The 18,737-nt window shown below is 48.6% G+C and carries 16 protein-coding genes; 5 read left to right on the top strand and 11 right to left on the bottom strand.

From position 1 onward, the window contains the following. Positions 1-118 precede the first annotated feature (118 nt). From CIB36_RS02750 to CIB36_RS02725, 6 genes are all read right to left on the bottom strand, one after another. Positions 119-2,839, bottom strand: a complete 2,721-nt coding sequence (locus tag CIB36_RS02750; protein ID WP_093988087.1) for a glycoside hydrolase family 3 protein — start codon at positions 2,837-2,839, stop codon at positions 119-121. An 82-nt stretch (positions 2,840-2,921) separates the two neighbouring features. Then, the gene (gene dgoD / locus CIB36_RS02745; protein ID WP_093988086.1) at positions 2,922-4,070 is read right to left on the bottom strand and encodes a galactonate dehydratase; all 1,149 of its coding nucleotides are present in this window, start codon (positions 4,068-4,070) and stop codon (positions 2,922-2,924) included. Beyond that, a complete protein-coding gene (locus CIB36_RS02740) occupies positions 4,067-4,705 on the bottom strand; it encodes a bifunctional 4-hydroxy-2-oxoglutarate aldolase/2-dehydro-3-deoxy-phosphogluconate aldolase (RefSeq protein ID WP_093988085.1) in 639 nt (212 codons plus the stop codon). The genes dgoD and CIB36_RS02740 overlap by 4 nt, the downstream gene beginning before the upstream one ends. A 14-nt stretch (positions 4,706-4,719) precedes the next feature. Then, the gene (locus tag CIB36_RS02735) at positions 4,720-5,685 is read right to left on the bottom strand and encodes a sugar kinase (RefSeq protein ID WP_093988084.1); all 966 of its coding nucleotides are present in this window, start codon (positions 5,683-5,685) and stop codon (positions 4,720-4,722) included. Then, positions 5,682-6,458, bottom strand: a complete 777-nt coding sequence (locus tag CIB36_RS02730; protein ID WP_158662559.1) for an IclR family transcriptional regulator — start codon at positions 6,456-6,458, stop codon at positions 5,682-5,684. The genes CIB36_RS02735 and CIB36_RS02730 overlap by 4 nt, the downstream gene beginning before the upstream one ends. A gap of 144 nt (positions 6,459-6,602) precedes the next feature. After that, on the bottom strand, positions 6,603-7,922 hold the full coding sequence (locus CIB36_RS02725; RefSeq protein WP_158662558.1) for a Na+/H+ antiporter NhaC family protein: 1,320 nt from the start codon (positions 7,920-7,922) through the stop codon (positions 6,603-6,605). A gap of 258 nt (positions 7,923-8,180) precedes the next feature. Between CIB36_RS02725 and CIB36_RS02720 the strand changes: the two genes are divergently transcribed. Further along, positions 8,181-9,620 (top strand): alanine/glycine:cation symporter family protein, encoded by a 1,440-nt coding sequence (locus CIB36_RS02720; protein WP_093988081.1) that lies wholly within the window; start codon positions 8,181-8,183, stop codon positions 9,618-9,620. Positions 9,621-10,082: 462 nt separating this feature from the next. After that, complete coding sequence (locus tag CIB36_RS02715) at positions 10,083-10,499, top strand: hypothetical protein (protein WP_158662557.1); 417 nt, start codon at positions 10,083-10,085, stop codon at positions 10,497-10,499. Between the two features lie 41 nt (positions 10,500-10,540). Here CIB36_RS02715 and CIB36_RS02710 read toward each other — a convergent pair whose 3' ends face one another. From CIB36_RS02710 to CIB36_RS02700, 3 genes are all read right to left on the bottom strand, one after another. Continuing rightward, a complete protein-coding gene (locus CIB36_RS02710; RefSeq protein WP_093988079.1) occupies positions 10,541-11,554 on the bottom strand; it encodes a lysylphosphatidylglycerol synthase transmembrane domain-containing protein in 1,014 nt (337 codons plus the stop codon). Between the two features lie 29 nt (positions 11,555-11,583). Further along, positions 11,584-12,648 (bottom strand): glycosyltransferase family 4 protein, encoded by a 1,065-nt coding sequence (locus tag CIB36_RS02705; protein ID WP_093988953.1) that lies wholly within the window; start codon positions 12,646-12,648, stop codon positions 11,584-11,586. 418 nt (positions 12,649-13,066) lie between these two features. Beyond that, entirely contained in the window at positions 13,067-13,831 is a 765-nt protein-coding gene (locus tag CIB36_RS02700; RefSeq protein ID WP_093988078.1) for a DeoR/GlpR family DNA-binding transcription regulator, read from the bottom strand. 161 nt (positions 13,832-13,992) lie between these two features. On the opposite strand from CIB36_RS02700, the gene CIB36_RS02695 reads away from it, so the two are divergent. The 3 genes from CIB36_RS02695 (at position 13,993) to rhaD (ending at position 17,647) form a co-directional block, all read left to right on the top strand. Continuing rightward, on the top strand, positions 13,993-15,471 hold the full coding sequence (locus CIB36_RS02695; RefSeq protein ID WP_093988077.1) for a rhamnulokinase: 1,479 nt from the start codon (positions 13,993-13,995) through the stop codon (positions 15,469-15,471). After that, positions 15,471-16,721, top strand: a complete 1,251-nt coding sequence (gene rhaA, locus CIB36_RS02690) for an L-rhamnose isomerase (protein ID WP_093988076.1) — start codon at positions 15,471-15,473, stop codon at positions 16,719-16,721. The genes CIB36_RS02695 and rhaA overlap by 1 nt, the downstream gene beginning before the upstream one ends. Before the next feature lie 107 nt (positions 16,722-16,828). Then, the gene (rhaD, locus tag CIB36_RS02685; RefSeq protein WP_093988075.1) at positions 16,829-17,647 is read left to right on the top strand and encodes a rhamnulose-1-phosphate aldolase; all 819 of its coding nucleotides are present in this window, start codon (positions 16,829-16,831) and stop codon (positions 17,645-17,647) included. A gap of 41 nt (positions 17,648-17,688) precedes the next feature. Here the strand turns inward: rhaD and CIB36_RS02680 are convergent, their stop codons facing one another. Further along, on the bottom strand, positions 17,689-18,117 hold the full coding sequence (locus tag CIB36_RS02680) for a hypothetical protein (protein ID WP_093988074.1): 429 nt from the start codon (positions 18,115-18,117) through the stop codon (positions 17,689-17,691). A gap of 97 nt (positions 18,118-18,214) precedes the next feature. After that, on the bottom strand, positions 18,215-18,730 hold the full coding sequence (locus CIB36_RS02675; RefSeq protein WP_093988073.1) for a nitroreductase family protein: 516 nt from the start codon (positions 18,728-18,730) through the stop codon (positions 18,215-18,217). Positions 18,731-18,737: the final 7 nt, after the last annotated feature.

The raw sequence follows: 18,737 nt of genomic DNA, 5'->3' as shown, positions 1-18,737 counted from the left end.
TATATATTATACCAGAATCAAAATAAAAAAGCAAGACTTTTTTTCGATTTTTTTCATTTTTCTTTGCACCAAAAATTTTACGGCGGAGACTCCTGCAAACAAGTCCCCGCCGTTTTTGTTAATCCTCTTTTTTGTCGCTGATTTTATGGAAATGCAGTTCCTGTAAATCCAAGCCACTTTGGCCAAAATAGATCTTCAAATACTCTTTCCCCTGATCCAGTGAAATTTTAGAGGTTTTCTCAACTGTTTCGCCGCCAGTTCCCACAAAGGAGAAAGTCGCAGTGTGGTGGCGCATAGAAATGGTCACTGGAATTTGAGCAACTCCACCCGCTTCGCTAGAAGCCTTTACCGTTAATTCATAGGTCCCTTCCTTAATAGTCAGAACTGTATAGATCGTACTGGTACCGCGAGTTCCCTCGATGCCCCGAACATCTAATACCGTATCCTCGTGGATCACAAAATCCAGTTTTTCTTCAGCCGGACGATCATCTTCTTCCCCGCCATCAACATTTGTTTTCTTGCGTTCCTCGATGCAGGGTGAATTCATTAAAAACCTGCAGATATTTGCAGCACTCCGCTGCAATTCCCCGCGGGTCAGGGTGCCGTTCGCCAAAGATTCTGCCGTATTGTCATCCTGAGTGTTTTTCAGCGCGTCTACTGTCACCATAAACAGGTCGTTCTGCGCACGGACCATTGCTTTGGTATTTTTCACAGTAGCTTCTTCGTCCTCATCGTTCATCTTTGCCCACCAATCGGTCATCACGATCCCGGTAAAGTCCCATTCACCGCGCAGGATCGTCGTACACAAGTCATAGTTCCCTGCCGCCCAAATGCCATTGATTGCATTATAGGAGGTCATGATCGAACGGGCATCTCCTTCCTTGACTGCCATTTCAAAACCACGCAGGTAAATATCCCTAAGCGCACGTTCCGACATATCAGAACTGATAAAGGTACGCCGGTATTCCTGATTATTGGCACAGAAATGCTTGATCGTCCCGGTCACACCGTGTTTGTGCATTCCACGTAGCTGCGCAGCCGCCATCTTTCCAGTCAGGAACGGATCTTCCGAAAAATACTCAAAGTTCCTCCCATTTAACGGGCTGCGGTGGATATTGATTCCCGGCCCTAGCAGGGTGTCTATTCTGTTTTTATTTACTTCAGCCCCCATTTCTTCAAACAAAGCTTCATTTAATTCTTCGTTAAAGGTACAGGCCAGCAGTGTGCCGCTCGGAACACTGGTAGCACGGGTCCCGCAGTCCATACGGATGCCGGAAGGGCCATCCGCACAACAGCCTGCCGGAATCCCCAGTTCCTTTAAATGAGGCGTTAACCCGCCAAATGCGCCTGCTGTTCCCAAAGTGACTTTCGGGGAACACATCCCTTCCCCGCGCACAATACAGGCAAGATCTTCATCGGTCAGCTGGGACAAAAACTCGTCCATAGTATGTTTCCCGTCTTTGACGTCTTTCAGCTTGATCCCCAGATCGCCCTGAAAAGGAATGTCTGCCGGTCGGCGGGAGGCGATCCGTTCCATCAAGTCATAAGTACGCTGCGGTACAACCTCCATCTCCGGCATCAGCTTGCCGTCCACCATTTTAGGGTGTAGCCTTTGAAGCGGGATCTTCGGAGTCATGCACTCGGTCAAAGTTTCCACTATCTTCAGTTCGTCTACCACAAACTGGGATACTATTTGAGTATCACGGACACTGGTACCCGCATAAATCAGGTACTCTCCTGCTTCCAGTACACGGCAGGAACGATGCCCGGTCACGCCGCTGTCGTCGTATGACGCCAGTACATTTTTCGGCACAGTAACAGTCATTTCCTGTTCTTGTCCCGGTTGTAAAACATTCGTCTTGGCAAAGCCGCAAAGCACCTTGCTGGGCTGCCCCAATTTTCCCTGCGGAATCCCTGCATAAACCTGAATAACTTCTTTTCCCGGAACGCTTCCGGTATTTTCCACCGCGACTGTCACTGAAAAATCATCCACCGTTTCTTGAAAAGACACTAATTTCCAAGCAAAGGTTGTGTAAGAAAGCCCAAATCCAAATGGATACTTCACTTTTTCCGGCGCAAAAGTTTCAAACCAACGGTATCCGACATAAATATCCTCTTCATAGGCGTTTTTATCCGGATCACCGAAGTTTTTCATTGCCGGCACATCATCCAGAGAAAGCGCAATGGTATCGCTCAGTTTTCCGCTTGGGCTCACCTTTCCTGTCAATACATCAGCAACGGAATTTCCGCCTTCCTGGCCGCCCTGCCAAACATACATCACCGCGTCACAAAGGTGATCCCAGCTCATATCCTGTAAGTTGCCTACGTTCAGCAAAACTACTACCCTGTTAAAATGGGCGCGGACTGTGCGGAGCATAGCTTCTTCTCCATCAGAAAGGTAATAGCTCCCCTTTACCGCTTCGCTGTCGCGGTCTTCCCCGGCCAGCCTTCCAATGATCACCAGCGCCAGGTCAGATTTTTCGGCCGCCTGCTGCGCCAGTTCATCAGAAACTTCCATTTCTTCCTGGCAAAACGGTTCTTGCGCCCAGCCTTTCCCCTTATCAAACGGGTGGGAAATTTCCCATTCCTGATAGGTCTGGTACAGTTCTTCATTGATAGCGATCCCTTCGGCGGCACGCAGCCCATCGGGAATATCCACCACATAGTCCACGTTCACCAAACCTCCGGAACCGGTTCCGCTTTTATAGTAATTGAGCTGTATCCGCCCGAAAACAGACACGACCTCCCCTTTTTGGATCGGCAATGCCTGGTTTGCATTTTTCAGCAGCACTGCACCCTCTGTGCCTGCCGCCCGGCAAAGCTCCTGCATTCTGGTCATGATATCAGTTGCCTCCTTATGCTTTGAAATACCTATATTATACACTGTTTTTCAAGGTTGCACAACCGGCTTTTTGAAAATCTTACCATTCTGCGATAGAGCCATCCTCATGCCGCCAAACCGGATTTTTCCATTGATGCGGGGTCTTGTTTTCCCGCTCCACCAGCTCCTTGTTCACGGCAACACCGATCCCCGGCAGCTTGGGAAGCTCCACAAAGCCATCTGTAAAAGTAAAGTCCTCTGGATTGGTGATGTAATCCAGCACGCTGGCGCCGGTATTGTAATGAATCCCTATGCTCTGCTCCTGAATAAACGCATTGTAGCTGGTCGCGTCCACCTGCAGGCAGGAGGTCAGCGCGATCGGTCCCAGCGGGCAGTGCGGTGCTAAAGCCACATCATAGGCTTCAGCCATAGCGGCGATCTTTTTCACCTCGGTAATGCCTCCTGCGTGGGATAGGTCAGGCTGGATGATATCTACATAACCGCCCTGCAGCAGCCGCTTGAAATCCCAGCGCGAGAAAAGCCGCTCCCCGGTAGCGATCGGGATATTGCACGCCCTTGCTACATCACGAAAGCTTTCCATATTATCGCACAGCACCGGTTCCTCAATGAACATCAAATCAAATTCTTCCAGCTTCTTTGCCAAGATCTTTGCCATTGGCTTATGGACCCGTCCATGAAAATCCACTGCGATCCCAAAATGTTTCCCTGCCGCCTCTCGGATCGCCGCCACACGTTCCAAAACCTCGTCGATCTTTTCATAGCTGTCGACCATCTGCAGTTCCTCAGTCGCGTTCATTTTAATGGCGGAAAAGCCTTTTGCCTTCTTTTCCAAGGCATCCCGCGCAACATCGCTGGGCCGGTCCCCGCCGATCCAGGAATAGACCCGCATTTTATCCCTACAGGTGCCGCCCATCAGTTCATAGACCGGTGCCCCGTAAAACTTTCCCTTGATATCCCACAGCGCCTGATCGATCCCGGCAATAGCGCTCATCAAAACAGGTCCTCCGCGGTAAAAGCCTGCGCGGTACAGGGTGGACCACAAATCTTCGATCCGCATCGGGTCCTTTCCAAGCAGATATTCTGTCATCTCTTCCACACAGCTTTGCACTGTCTGTGCTTTTCCCTCAATCACCGGCTCACCCCAGCCAGTGAAGCCTTCGTCTGTTTGTATTTCCACAAAGCACCATCTCGGCCGCACCAAATAGGTATTTACTTTTGTGATCTTCATTTGTCATTTCCTCCTGTCCGCGGAACTTCCCGCATAAATTCCTGTACCACAACCGCCGCCTGTTCCCAGTTTCCCGCTTGCTGCAATTCGTTCGGGATCAGGTTGCTGCCAACGCCAACACCTAAAAAGCCCTGTGCAAAAAAGCTTGCCGCATTTTCCTTTTTCACCCCTCCGACCGCTACATAATCGCTTTTGTCAAAAGGGCCTTTCAAGCTCTTCAGGTAATGCGGCGGCAAATCCCCGGCAGGAAACAATTTTAATAAATCAAATCCACACCGCAGGCAAAGGCTGACATCGCTTGGCGTCATCACGCCCGGCAGCAATTTGATCCCCTGCTCCGCACAGTACTCCAGCACATCCCGGTCTGCGGAAGGGGACAGTAAAAAGTCAGCTCCTGCCTGCACCGCTTCCTTCACAAGCGTTACTGTGACCGCTGTTCCAGCGCCCACCGCCATTTTATCGCCAAACACAAGTTTCGCCGTTTCAATCTGTTTTAGCGCGTCCTTTGAATTAAGCGCGATCTCCACAGCGCCGATTCCGCCCGATAACACAGCCGACAAATATCCTTTTGTGGAATCCAGTGGTACATTGCGTAGAATGGCAACCACGGGATTTTTTTCGATCAATTTTCTCATCTCGCTCCTCCTTTTTAGCGGTATGCCGCTTTCTGCCCTGAAAGCAGCCGCGCCAACTCCTCTTTAGATAAATAGCCCTCTATATCTCCTCTTGTCTGGGTGGCCATAGCCCCGCAGACAGCACCGATCATACCACATTCTTCTAGGCTTTTCCCCTCTAGAATACCGCTTAAAAACCCAGCGTTAAAGGCATCGCCTGCGCCGATCGGGTCGATACAATGGCACGGATACGGTGGGATGGAGATCAGTTCTGTTGCAGAACACACCTCGGCCCCCTGTGACCCATTTTTTACGGCTAAATACCGAACAGTTCCCTGCCGGCACAGCATCGCCTGCAACCGCTCCGGTTCCCCCGTCCCATAGAGATATTCCGCCTCTTCCCGTCCCATCAGAAGGTAATCGGCCCGGCCGGCTAAGTCCCGGATCAGGTTGGTGTGATCCTGTCCTTTCCACAGCTTCAGCCGGATATTGGGATCAAAGCTAACGGGAACATGGTATCCTTTCGCGAGCTCGATCGCCCGGTACACGGCCTTTTTGCAGGAATCACTAAGTACCGGCGTGATCCCGGTCAAATGCAGGATCTTCGCCCCTTTGATCTGTTCGTCTGATATATCGTTTGGGGAAAGAAAGCTTGCCGCCGAGCCCTCCCGATAATAGGTGACAGTGGTTTCATTCCCCGCAAGGGTCTGCTTAAACATCACGCCTGTCCGATGTTCTCCGTCTTCTGTAACTCCGCTGATAGATACGCCCTCTGCCCGGACCGAGCGTTTCACAAACTCTCCGAACTCGTCTGCTCCCACCCGGCTGATCCAGCAGGCGGAATGCCCCAGCTTCTGCAATCCAATGGCACAGTTGCTTTCTGCACCTGCAATCTTCATCTGGAAGTCAGATTGATACCCCAGTTTTCCATCCTCCCGTGGGACAAAGCAAACCATAGTTTCCCCTAATGTGACAAGCTCCAAAACAACACCTTCTTTCATTCGTTCGGCAATCCCAAATCTGTAAACTGCAAAATCGCCTCGATCCGCTGCTTCGCTTCCTGCAGCAGCTTTTTGATCTGTTCTTCCTTTTCTGCCGTGTCCCGGAAGGTGGGGACGGCAACGCTGAGCGCCGCAACGATTTTTCCATTTTTTCTCAGCGGAACAGCGACGCAGCAAATATCTTGGTCCGATTCTTCCCTTTCACTGGAAAATCCTGTTTCCTTGCTTTGCTTTAATTGTTCCGCCAACACTTCCATATCCGTCACAGTATGCTCTGTTAAGGGCTTCAGCCCCTCCGGATACAGCTCCCGCAACATCGAAAGGGAATGGTCGGTCAAAAGCGCTTTTCCAAGACCGGTCCCATACGCCGGCATCCGCATCCCGATCCGCGAGGTCATCCGCACGGTATGTGGGGAATCGATCTTCTTTAAATACAGCACCTCACTGCGGTCTAATACCGCAAAATGGCAGGTCTCTCCACATTGATCCACTACTTTCTGCATGACCGTTTCAATTTCCTCATCTCCATCCATTTGCTTGAGATAGCTGTTTCCAAGCTGGAAAGCCATACTCCCAAGCCGGTAGCCCCGTCCGTTTGATTCTGAACACAGATATCCCCGTTCCAATAAGGTGTGCAGAATCGGAAATAAACTGCTTTTTGGCACTTTCAGCGCCTCGCTGATCTCTTTTAGGCTCAGCCCATTGGATACATGTTCCAGCAATTCCAAAATATCAAGGACCCGTGCTGTGGAACGATGTTCTGTTTCTCTCATCCCAGCCTCCTTATTCGTATATACGAATTCATTTTTAAATAGAAATGTCTTTATTTGCAGTATAGTTCTTTTCTGCATAAAAATCAAGTGGATTTTTAAAAAAATCCCGTTTGAAACAGGTCGTTCCAAACGGGAATATAGTATTTACGATGTTTTCTCTTTTTTTGGTTTTCGGCCGCTGAACAAAATAAAGCCCAGTGCGCCAATCCCCATCAAAACCGGATAGAACAAATATGGCAACAGATCCAGAGGCGTCAGTGCAAGCGCTGCCGCCCCGGAACACGCATACAAGAGTTGCGCGCCGTATGGAATGATCCCCTGCCACACCGAGGTGAAAATATCCAGTAATGCCGCTGTCCGACGGGGCGGGATAGAAAATTCCTCTGAAATATCTTTAGCGATCGGTCCAGCCATAACGATCGCAACCGTATTGTTTGCCGTGGAAACATCCACTAGGGAACTCAAAGCCGCAATCCCAAACTGCGCGCCCTTTTGGGTGTGTACATGCTTTTTGATCCCGTACAGGATAAAATCGATCCCGCCGTTGGCTTTCACCAGCCCGATCACACCCGCGACCACGATGGAAATAACGGTGATGTCATACATATTTTGGATCCCGCCGGAGCCGTCCGCACCGGAAAAAATCACCGTGAAAATATCTGTCACCGCAATGGTGCCGGTGAAAACACCGACCAAGAGCGACAGCACGATTCCCAGCACCAACACCAAAAATACGTTTACGCCAACCAAAGCCCCGACCAAAACAACGAGATACGGGACGATCTGTAGGAAATTATACTCCAAAGCTTCGTCCACCTTAAAATCCCCTCCGCTGGCCAGCACTAAAAATAGTACTAGGGTAACGATGGCCGCCGGCAGTACGATCTTAAAGTTTTCCCTGAATTTATCCCTCATGTCACAGCCCTGCGTACGGGTAGCCGCAATGGTCGTGTCTGAGATCATCGACAGATTATCCCCAAACATAGCCCCGGAAACCACCGCGCCGATACACATTGCCCCAGCGATCCCCGTTTTTTCACTGATCCCCACCGCGATCGGAGCCAATGCCGCTATGGTCCCCACCGAGGTTCCCATTGAAGTGGAGATAAAACACCCCACCACAAACAAGCCTGCAACCGCAACATTCGGCGGGAGGATAGACAGCGCAAAATTCACGGTACTGTCCGCTCCGCCGGCCGCCTGTACCGCCCCGGAAAATCCCCCGGCCAATACAAATACCAAACACATAATCATTACATTAGAATCACCCATGCTGTGCGTCACATCGTTCAGCTTGTCCTGAAAGCTGCGTTTTGGATTTTGTAAAAACGCAACGACCAGCGCGATGACAAAGCCAACCACTGCCGGCATCGCGTAAAAATCTTGAAATACGATCCCGCTGCCAATAAAGATCAGCAAAAAAACGCCGATCGGCAGCAGTGCCCAAGGATTTCCTTTATTCATGTCCACTTCCCCTTTCATTAAATTCTAGTATATCGAAAACAAACGGAATCTGCAACCATATTTCTAAAATCTTTGACTGTTTTCCATTCAAATTTTGCTGCTTTATCAAGTTGATTTGCACTTTGTCAAAAAAGGGATTGTATATTTTGGATACATTTTATACACATTTTATAAAAAGATAATTTACAATCGACATTTTTCCCGTTCTATGATATACTATCCTATGTTTGACAGAAAAATTTCATAAGGAGTGATCTCATGGAATGGATCAATGCAGTATTAGGTAATATCAGTGATTTTATGTATACCTATATTTTGATCATTATGCTGGTGTTGGTAGGGCTTTATTTTTCCTTCCGTACCAAGTTTATACAATTCCGCATGTTCCCAGAAGCGATCCGTGTCCTTTCTGAAAAGAAAAAGGATGGGAAAGATATTTCTTCGTTCCAGGCGCTGATGATCTCCACAGCAAGCCGGGTTGGGACCGGAAATATTGCCGGTGTCGCCACAGCTGTGGCCGCCTCCACAGCGATCGGCGGATACGGCGCTATCTTCTGGATGTGGCTTCTGGCTTTGATCGGCGCGGCTTCTGCTTTCATTGAAAGCACGCTGGCCCAGCTTTACAAGCAGAAACGGGGAACTGAATTTATCGGCGGACCCGCTTACTACATCCAAAAGGCGCTGAAAAGCCGCAAATGGGGCGTCGTGTTCTCGATTTTATTGATCGCATGCTTCGCTTATGGCTTTAACGCATTGCAGGCGTTCAATGCCGGCTCTTCCTTAAACTATTATATCAAAGATTATAATAGCAGTATTTGGCCTTGGATCGTCGGGGGAATTCTTGCTTTGCTGACCGCGCTGGTGATCTTTGGCGGCGTACACCGCATCAGCCGGCTGGTATCTGGGATCGTCCCGGTCATGGCTGTTATTTATATTGGCCTGGGGCTGTTTATCACCATCAAAAATATCGGTTCCGTTCCGGAAATGTTTGGAAATATCTTTTCGCAGGCATTCAATTTTGAAGCTATTTTCGGCGGGTTTGCTGGCTCCTGCGTGATGCAGGGAATCAAACGCGGCCTGTATTCCAATGAAGCGGGGATGGGCTCCGCACCCAATGCGGCCGCAGCAGCAGATGTTTCCCACCCGGTCAAGCAGGGATTGGTTCAAATGCTATCTGTGTTTATCGACACCATTTTGATCTGTTCTACCACCGCATTTATGCTGCTTCTTTCCGGTGTTCCAATTGATGAAAATGTACAGGGCATGGATTATGTTCAAAAGGCTGTCTTGAATCAGGTCGGTGAATTTGGGCCACTGTTTATTACCATTTCTATCTTCCTATTTGCATTTAGCTCTCTAGTCGGGAATTATTATTATACCGAGTCTAACTTCAAATTTATCCGTGATTCCAAAACAGGGCTTTTGATCTTCCGGATCAGCTGTGTCGCGGCGATCTTTATCGGTGCTTTAATGGATTTTACCACTGTTTGGACTATGGCGGACATTTTGATGGGACTGATGGCTATGGTAAACTTAGTCGTAATTTTCCTGCTGGGCAAAAAGGCGCTGATCGCTTTAAAAGATTATTGCGCGCAAAAAAAGGAAGGAAAAAATCCAGTGTTCCGGGAAAAGGACGTCCATGTAGGCGACCCGGAGGTATGGGATGAAAAACATGCCCAGAAATGGGAAAGTGATTAAAAACAGACGTGAAATATTCCAAGCAGTCTCCCGCCTGTTCTATTCGCCATAAAAAAGAAAGTGCGTCAATAAATTTGACGCACTTTCTTTTGATTCAATAGATGTGTTTCAATGATAGCTGTACCCTATCAGAAACCTTCACTGTATCGGCCCCAAAGATAGAGGTATACAATGTGTCATAGATCGGCTTTGAGCACTTCTCAGGAATGCAGCCGCCCCGCATTTTTCTGTTTGATTCTATATATAACAGGGTTTTTTAAAGACAACAGCAAATCAAAGGTACATTTTGTGCAACTGTCCGTTTCCATCCTTTCTTTCCTGTAAAATTTTACCTGTTTCTTTCATGACAGGAATTGCATCCTGCCAGTTCCTATGGTATGATAGAAACAGAGAACAAAATCTGGTGACATGAAGGCGATCATTACGGAACAAACATTGATTCATCTCTTTACAGAGAACCTAATGGAAAAAACCAAGCAAAACGTGATCCACTGGCGGCGGGCAAAACGCTTAGAAAGCCTGGCAGTAAAAAAACAGTTTGATCACTACCGCAACGAATATGGGCTTGACTCCCCTTCTGAAGCGTTTTTATGCGAACTAAAGGAAGGGCGTCTTTTGCTATTGCAAATTGTAAAAACCACCCTCAAACCCGGCAGTGTCATCCATGCGGAATATGATTATCGCTTATGTATCCAGCCCGGCGGCAAGGGGGATTTTTTAAGCCTGTCGGACAACGCTTCCATCAAGGTAATGGAACAGCTTTCCGAAGTGCGTTACAGCGAACGTGACAAGCGTTATTCCGACCCAGTCGGGCAGTCGCTTTTACGTTTTATCACCAGCATTTTAGAGGACCATTCCTTTTCTACCACCCACAGCTAATAAAAAAGCCTGAACTATAATTGGTTCAGGCTTTTTTATTTTCAGAGACGGATCCGCCTTTTCACCTTCAATTTGCTGAAAATGAATCCAACTACGATCGGCAGGTAAAAGGTCATGATCCTCCACAGCACAATGGTAACTGCCACCAGGCCGGCCGTTGGGAAAAACATGGAAAACAAAAGGTAAAACCCGCCCTCTGCCCCGCCGGACCCACCCGGTAAGGGAATGAAAGAAGAGATCATCAGCACGAATGCCGCCGCGCTGATAATGGTCAGGTACTGCGGGTCAGCCACGCCAAGCGCCAAACAGATGCAGTACGGCACCGTAAAGAAGATCGTAAGCTGCAGCACTGTAACAAGACAAGGCGCCAACAGCACTGTCAGGTTCTCTTTCAGCTGCCGAAAAGACGTATAAAACTCGTCCAGTTCCTTGTCGATCTTCGCCCGCATTTTGTCCCGGTCCTTCACCAAATGGAGCTTACCCAGCAAAGAAGTCAGCCCATACAGCGCTTTTTTGCTCCCCTTTGGGAAAAAACCCACTCCGATCAGCAGGAAGACCACAACGCAGTTCACTCCAAAACCCAGCAGAACAAGATATTCAAAGCTGGACACCTCAGATACAAAGAAAGAAAAGCGGAGCAAAATCAAGATCAGGGAATAGATGGTCAGAACGACCTGATATACAATAAACTTTGCCAGTAAAATGCAGGACGCCTTCCCCACCGGAATCCCGAATTGTTTTAAGCGGTATGCCTGAATGGGCTGTCCGCCGCTTGCAAACGGAGTAATGCAGTTAAAAAGCTGCCCTACCATAGAGGTTTTAATGCTTTCTGAGAAACTCAGCTTCTGGTGCATCCGATTGGCAACCAAATAAAGGGCCAAGCTTTCAAACAGCCAGTATCCGACCATGCAAAGGATCGCTCCGCCAATAAAAACCGGCTTGGCTGACCGCAGCGCGTTCCAGATATTCTGCGGCTTATCCGCTAAAAACAACGAGCCGATCAAAGCGCCGGCAAACAGAATGATGATCAGCCAGTTCCATTTTTGGTTCTTCATGTAACCACCTCTTTTTATAAAGGATCTCTCTATGCCTTGACGCGCGGAAGCTTGCTTAATTTCGGATTGATATTCGTTTCCTGCACCGCGACCGATTCATAAAAACAGCGCCACATCCTAGAAACATGGTCACGGCTGTAAAATTCGTGCCCGGCAAAGGAACGCCCAGAAGCCTCTTTGTAATATTCCGGGTCACTTTTCAGCTTTTTCAAGCACGCGATAAATCCATCGTTATCATCAGCACGGAGATAATAATCGAACAGGATATTCTCATAGATCGGCAGATCCCGCAGCAGGATCGGTGTGCCGCAATTCATGGATTCCAAGATCGTCATTGGGAACAGTTCCTCAAACGACGGCAGAAACATCACGTCAGCAAGGTTATAGAACTCATTCATGCAGCTGCGTTCGATCAAGCCCAAAAACCGGACGTTTTCTGGCGGACATTCTACAGCGCGGCGTATCTGATCATATCCTTCCGAAATTTTTCCAAACGCAAAATTTCCCGCCCATAAGAACTGAATATCCGGCATCTGTTCAGCGATCTCTAAAAATTCCAGAACCCCTTTTCTTTTTTGAAGCTGCCCTACGCAAAGCACGGTAAAGCGTTTGGGGTCTAATTGATATTTTTCCCGCAGTGCCACCTTATTTTCCATTGGAAAAAACTGTTCTTCCGATACAAAATTTGGAATATAACTGACCTTGTCCCGATCCACTCCATATGCCTCCAGCCGGTCGATAAAATACGGGTTGACCGTTACCAGATAATCCATGCTTTTATAAAAGCGCATCACATACCAATAAAAAGCTTTCTTGACCAGCGGCGGCAATTTAATGCTGTTTTCCAATGTTTCCGGCAAAAAATGCACATATCCCACGGCGGTACCCTTATGCTTCGCAAAAGGGAGCCCAAATAAAAACTGTGGGTTAATGGTATGATAATGTGTGATATCACAAAAAGAATGGCTGTTTTCCAATACAGTGAACTCATCACCCAACTGTTCTTTTACTAATTTTACCTGTTCGTCGTGCGCGGATAAAACACCCTGCCCCTGCACGGTATCTGCTTTCGACATCATGTTAATGGTGATCATGATATTTCCCCCAATCCATTTCATTTTGCATCGGCCGGCAAAGGCCGTTTCGCCTGACTGGGAACGAAAACATAAACCTTTTCGTTCTTTTCAAAAAAACTATTTGCGCCTTAAAAAAGGCGTTTTTTTTGCTCTTTTTCCCGTTCAAGCAACGAATGAAATCGTTTAGTTTATCAAAGTAATTTTATAAGGCTTCAAATTGTATTACTATCATAATACAAATGGTACAACGTTTTTCTCTACTTGTCAATAGATGTATCGAAATTGTAATCATTTGTCAATGAAGGAAAAGAACTGGTTACAAATAATGGAAGCCTCTATTCTTTGAACTATGGTTATCATATCACGCAATACTTAAGATTTTCTTAACCGGGACAGAAGAAAAAGGAAATATTTTGCGCCTCATTTCGTAAATATTTTATGGGGCTGTCCACAGGATCTCGCACCCTTGGTGGGAGGCCGCCTCCCGGTATGCTTCCCCGGGGTCAGTGTCAGTCAGTAAATAATCAATATCGTCAAACCCACAGGTACGGCATAGGTAGGAAAGGCTGAATTTACTGCTGTCACAAAGCAGCACACGCACCTTGGCATGGTGAAGCATAACCCTTTTTAGGGCGGACTGTTCGCAGGAAGCATCCATGACCCCGTTTTGCAAGGTCACCCCGCTACAAGAGATCAAGGCAAGGTCGGTATTCATCCGCTCCAGCTGCTGCACCGTATCTGCGCCGGTCACAGAATTGGACTGGCTGTTCACCATTCCGCCCATCATGTAAATCTTTGCCGGGGTCTGCTGGGAAAGCAGCATGGCGTTTTTCAGCCCGTTCGTCACCACAGAGCACGGGATCGCTTTCAGCAAAGGGATGACCGTGCCGACCGTACTGCTGGAGTCCATAAAAACCGAACAGTCCGGATGAAAAAAATCCAGCGCCAATTTTGCGATCCGTCTTTTTTTCTGGATATTCTCCTGTTCCCGCACCAGCAATGAGGTTTCGCTGTCGTTCGATTCCATCAGCACCGCACCACCATGGGAACGCTTGATCGTACCCATCTTTTCCATGACAGCCAAATCCCGCCTTACCGTTGCCGGGCTAACGAAAAGTATGGTACTCAATTCCTTTACAGTAATACTTTTTTTACGTTCCAGCAGGCTTAAGATCTGCTGATGCCGCATCTCCATTAACATACTTCGTCCTCCTAAAAGCAATTATGAGCGATTATGATTTTTTATGATCAAATTATAGCATATTTCTGCATGAACATCAATTTAAAAATCAAAGATAGACAGAAAAAAGCATGATATGGTATGATAATGACAAGAATGATTCAACGAAAGGAGGAAGGTCAATGGCAAAACGTGTTCTTGCTTTTGACTTTGGCGCTTCCAGCGGCCGGGCCATGCTGGGCACTTACCAGGACGGCATCATTTCCATGCAGGAGATCCACCGCTTTTCCAATGACCCGGTATCGGTTCGCGGAACCTTGTACTGGGATGTACTGCGGCTTTATCATGAGATCCTGACCGGGATCCAGCTGGCAGTTCAGCAGGGTGGGTTCGACGCGCTGGGAATCGACACCTGGGGAGTCGATTTCGGACTTTTAGACAACAATGGGAATCTGCTTTCCAATCCGGTCCACTACCGGGATGAACGGACAGTACATGCTCCAAAACAGGTTTTTGAAGCTGTGTCCCAATCTGAAATTTATCAGCGCACCGGGATCCAGTTCATGCGGATCAACACCCTGTATCAACTACAATACTTAAAGAAAAACGATCCGGAGCTGTTGGATTTCGCATCTCATCTGTTGATGATCCCCGATCTATTCGCTTACTTCCTAACGGGGGAAAAGCGGTCGGAGGAAACGATCGTTTCTACCAGCAATCTGCTGTCCGCCCGTGGTCACAAATGGGATACCGACCTGATGCATCGTCTAGGACTGCCTACCGATTGTCTAGCGCCTATGATCGAGCCGGGAGAGATCTACGGCACGATCTCGGAGGAGATCTGCGATAAGACCGGTTGCGGTCCGGTTCCGGTCGTTGCAGTCTGCTGCCATGATACGGCCAGCGCCGTTGTCAGCGTTCCTTCCACGGAGGAGGATTTTGCTTATATCAGCTGCGGGACATGGTCACTGTTCGGAACGGAGCTTTCGGCCCCGATCATGACGAAAGAAGCGGAACAAGCCAACTTTACCAACGAAGGCGGGTTTGACCATACCACCCGTTTTTTGAAGAATATCATGGGGCTATGGGTAATCCAGGAATCACGCCGGCAATGGCAGAGAGAGGGACAGACCTGCGGATATGACACGTTGGAAAACGAGGCGCTCGAAGCAGAGCCATTCCGCTGTTATATCGACATGGATGCTCCGGAATTTGAACTGCCGGGCAATCTCCCAAAGCGGATCCAGGAATACTGTCGGAAAACCGGGCAGTTTATTCCCCAGACCCGCGGGGAGATCATGCGCTGTATTTACCAGAGCCTCGCCATGAAATACCGCTATACCTTTGAAACCCTACAGCGCCTGACTGGAAAGGCCTTTCGTCATATCCACATGATCGGCGGCGGGATCAAAGATACCTTGCTTTGCCGCATGACGGCCGACTCCTGCAACACCACGGTCGTTTCCGGCCCAGCTGAAGCGACCGCCATGGGAAACATTGCTGTGCAGCTGATCGCTTTAGGAGAATTGTCAAGTCTTAATGAGGCAAGAAAAACTATTATCAATTCTATCTCGTCAACTACTTACCGTCCCGTACAGCCCAAAGAATGGGAAGAGGCCTATCAAGCATATCTGGCGGTAACAGAAAGGAAGGATTCATAATGTCAACACAAGCAGCTTATCAGATCGCAAAAGAACAGTACGCCAAAATCGGTGTGGATACCGACGCTGTTCTGGAACGTTTAAAGCAAATCAAAGTATCCATCCACTGCTGGCAGGGGGATGATATTGCCGGCTTCCTGTTTCAGGACAATGCGCTGACCGGCGGTATCCAGGTCACAGGGAACTATCCCGGGCGCGCTTGCACCGTTGCCCAGCTGCGGCAGGACTTTGAAAAGGCGCTTTCCTGTATCCCCGGAACACATAAATTTAACCTCCACGCTATCTATGCGGACACTAATGAAAAAGTAGACCTGAATGAACTGGAGCCGCGCCATTTCGCCAGTTGGGTAGACTGGGCAAAAGAAAAAGGGCTGGGGCTGGATTTTAATCCGACCTGTTTCTCACACCCCATGGCTGACAGCGGATTTACCATCTCCAGCGCAGATGATGCTGTTCGCCAGTTCTGGATCGAGCACTGCAAACGCAGTCGGAAGATCGGCGATTATTTTGGCCGGGAACTAGGACAAAAATGTGTGACAAATTACTGGTTCCCTGATGGATACAAGGACATCCCCGTTGACCGGGAGGCGCCCCGCCATCGTATGATGACTGCGCTGGATGAGGTATTCAGCGAGCCAATGGACCCGGCTTACAATCTGGACGCCATTGAAAGCAAGGTTTTTGGAATCGGCGCGGAAAGCTATACCGTGGGTTCCAACGAATTCTGCCTAGGATATGCCGTATCGCGCGACAAGGCCTATTGCTTGGATGCCGGGCATTTCCACCCCACGGAAGTGATCTCTGATAAGATTCCCTCTGTCTTGCTATATACCAAGGAATTACTGCTGCATGTCAGCCGTCCGGTACGGTGGGATTCCGACCATGTGGTCGCTTTTGACGACGAGTTAAACGCGATCGCGCAATCGTTGGTGCGCGGAGGGTTCTTAGACCGCACCCACATTGGCTTGGACTTCTTTGACGCGAGCATCAACCGGGTCGCGGCGTGGGTCATCGGTACCCGCAACCTATTAAAAGCCCTGCTCCGCGCCATGCTGGAGCCGACCCAGAAGCTCAAAGAAATCGAGCTATCCGGGGATTATACTTCCCGCCTTGCCTTAACTGAAGAATACAAGACCTATCCGTTTGGCATCGTATGGGACCACTACTGCGAACAAATGGGCGTTCCGGTGGGCGCCGACTGGCTGGATGAGATCCGCCGCTATGAGGAAACCATCCTTTCACAGCGTTAGCCAAAAGGGTATAACCCCCGCTTATGATACCGGGGTACTTCACTTACACCCGAAAAAACAGATAAAGAACAGAAAGGAAGCCTTTTGAACAAGGCTTGGTGATTGATATGACAAACTTTGCAGAATCGCCTTTAGTCCGCGAGATCCGGCTTTTGGCGCAAAACCTGTACCGGCTTGGCTGGGATGAAAGAAACGGTGGAAATATCAGCTGTATCATTCCGCAGGAAGAGGCGGAACAATACTTTGACCTTTCCAGGACGATTCGTACCATCTCCATGGATTTTGACGGCAGGGAGCTTGCCGGAAAACTGTTTCTGGTAACAGGGACCGGAAAGTATTTTAAAAACGTGTATGATGACCCGGAAAACAATCTTGGCCTAGTGCGTGTACGGGAGGACGGCGCAGGCATTGACCTGATCTGGGGCTACGCTGACGGCGGGCGGCCTACCAGCGAGCTTCCCGCCCACTTTATGACCCATATCGAACGGTTAAGGGTAGATCCTCTTCATAGGGTCGTATTACATACCCACCCCACCAACATCATTGCCATGACCTTTGTGCATGATCTGTCAGAACGGGAGTTTACCCGTACCCTGTGGAGAATGTGTACAGAATGTATGGTCGTTTTCCCAGACGGTGTTTCCGTTCTTCCCTGGATGCTTTGCGGGAACGACGAAATCGGCCGTGTGACCGCCGACAAAATGAAAGAATTCCGGCTTGTTGTTTGGGCCCAGCACGGGATTTTCGGCACGGGGCGCGATATTGACGAAACATTCGGGCTGATCGAAACCGTGGAAAAAGCCGCGGAAATTTATATGAAGATCGCGCATCTTCCGGTTTTGCAAACCATTACCGACGAAAACCTTTGGGAGATCGCAGACGCTTTCGGCAACACGCCGCGCGCCGGATTTTTAGATCCCAGATAACAAAACAGAAAGAGGAGCTTTAAAAAGCTCCTCTTTCTGTTTTACAGATATGCTTTTAACTGGTCGATATTGTGTTCTTCCATTTTTAAAAGCTTGTTGCCCAGCCGCTTCGCTGAATCATCTGCATTGGGAAGGTCCTTCAGTTGTTTGGTGATTTCTACGATCCCCATCGTGCTTCCCTGTGTCATCATCTCAGCCATATGAGAAGCGGAACGATCCTTGATCAAATTGAAATTGATCATCAGATCTGTTGACATCTTGGTCAACGGTCCAATTTTTTGTGCCTCCACCTTTCGCTGTTCCAATGCTTTTCTGGCTTTTTCACTGATATCACTGTATTCTGACAGTTGGTCTGTTAAAAGCGTTTCCATCTCCTTTTCTTCCGTCACTGTCAACAAATGTTTTACGGTATCTTTCCCCATAGTTGCGTTTTCATAAATAAACTGGTAAAGCTGTGTTGTTTCGTCCATATCTGCACTCCCTTTTCTTTTTTCTTAGTATCCCCGCCCGGAAAAAGGATATTCATGGAAAAAGACAGATAGAAATTCTATCTGTCTTTTTTACTGTTTATGATTCTTCCCCAAGATAAGTCACGACCTCTTCATAGGGCAAACGCGTCTTTTCCCTGTGCGTTTCATCCGCCGCATATCCAACTGCAACCAGCAAACGCGGCGGTTCCTGCGGAGAAAGCTCAAGCAGGTCACTAAGCTGTTCCGCCCCAAAGGAGCCGATCATACAGGTGGAAAGGCCTAATGCCTCTGCCTCTAGGCACAGCTGCATTACACAAAGCCCTAGGTCCAGTTCAATATCCCTGTCGCCCGGCAGGTACCGCTTTTGAACTACCACAAAGGCTGGACATGGCTCACAGAAACGATTAAATTCCCCATACTGCTGTGCGATCTTTGCCACCTGCCTGCACAGATCTTTACGGTGAACGATCACAAATTTCCACGGCTGGTGGTTTTGCCCCGACGGAGCGATCCTTGCCGCCTCCACACACTGAAACAACTCTTCTTTTCTCACAGGCCGGTCTGAAAAATCCCGGCAGCTTTGGCGTTTTCTCATCAAATCTAATAGTTCCATCACATTT

It is taken from the genome of Massiliimalia timonensis (assembly GCF_900186585.1).
Taxonomy (GTDB): Bacteria; Bacillota; Clostridia; order Oscillospirales; family Ruminococcaceae; genus Massiliimalia; species Massiliimalia timonensis.
This window is presented reverse-complemented; position numbering and strand designations above follow the sequence as displayed.

Excerpts from the sequence above, each read along its gene's own strand:
- CIB36_RS02750 (WP_093988087.1), bottom strand. The coding sequence starts at position 2,839 with ATGACCAGAATGCAGGAGCTTTGCCGGGCGGCAGGCACAGAGGGTGCA.
- dgoD (WP_093988086.1), bottom strand. The coding sequence starts at position 4,070 with ATGAAGATCACAAAAGTAAATACCTATTTGGTGCGGCCGAGATGGTGC.
- CIB36_RS02740 (WP_093988085.1), bottom strand. The coding sequence starts at position 4,705 with ATGAGAAAATTGATCGAAAAAAATCCCGTGGTTGCCATTCTACGCAAT.
- CIB36_RS02735 (WP_093988084.1), bottom strand. The coding sequence starts at position 5,685 with ATGAAAGAAGGTGTTGTTTTGGAGCTTGTCACATTAGGGGAAACTATG.
- CIB36_RS02730 (WP_158662559.1), bottom strand. The coding sequence starts at position 6,458 with ATGAGAGAAACAGAACATCGTTCCACAGCACGGGTCCTTGATATTTTG.
- CIB36_RS02725 (WP_158662558.1), bottom strand. The coding sequence starts at position 7,922 with ATGAATAAAGGAAATCCTTGGGCACTGCTGCCGATCGGCGTTTTTTTG.
- CIB36_RS02720 (WP_093988081.1), top strand. The coding sequence starts at position 8,181 with ATGGAATGGATCAATGCAGTATTAGGTAATATCAGTGATTTTATGTAT.
- CIB36_RS02715 (WP_158662557.1), top strand. The coding sequence starts at position 10,083 with ATGGAAAAAACCAAGCAAAACGTGATCCACTGGCGGCGGGCAAAACGC.
- CIB36_RS02710 (WP_093988079.1), bottom strand. The coding sequence starts at position 11,554 with ATGAAGAACCAAAAATGGAACTGGCTGATCATCATTCTGTTTGCCGGC.
- CIB36_RS02705 (WP_093988953.1), bottom strand. The coding sequence starts at position 12,648 with ATGATCACCATTAACATGATGTCGAAAGCAGATACCGTGCAGGGGCAG.
- CIB36_RS02700 (WP_093988078.1), bottom strand. The coding sequence starts at position 13,831 with ATGTTAATGGAGATGCGGCATCAGCAGATCTTAAGCCTGCTGGAACGT.
- CIB36_RS02695 (WP_093988077.1), top strand. The coding sequence starts at position 13,993 with ATGGCAAAACGTGTTCTTGCTTTTGACTTTGGCGCTTCCAGCGGCCGG.
- rhaA (WP_093988076.1), top strand. The coding sequence starts at position 15,471 with ATGTCAACACAAGCAGCTTATCAGATCGCAAAAGAACAGTACGCCAAA.
- rhaD (WP_093988075.1), top strand. The coding sequence starts at position 16,829 with ATGACAAACTTTGCAGAATCGCCTTTAGTCCGCGAGATCCGGCTTTTG.
- CIB36_RS02680 (WP_093988074.1), bottom strand. The coding sequence starts at position 18,117 with ATGGACGAAACAACACAGCTTTACCAGTTTATTTATGAAAACGCAACT.
- CIB36_RS02675 (WP_093988073.1), bottom strand. The coding sequence starts at position 18,730 with ATGGAACTATTAGATTTGATGAGAAAACGCCAAAGCTGCCGGGATTTT.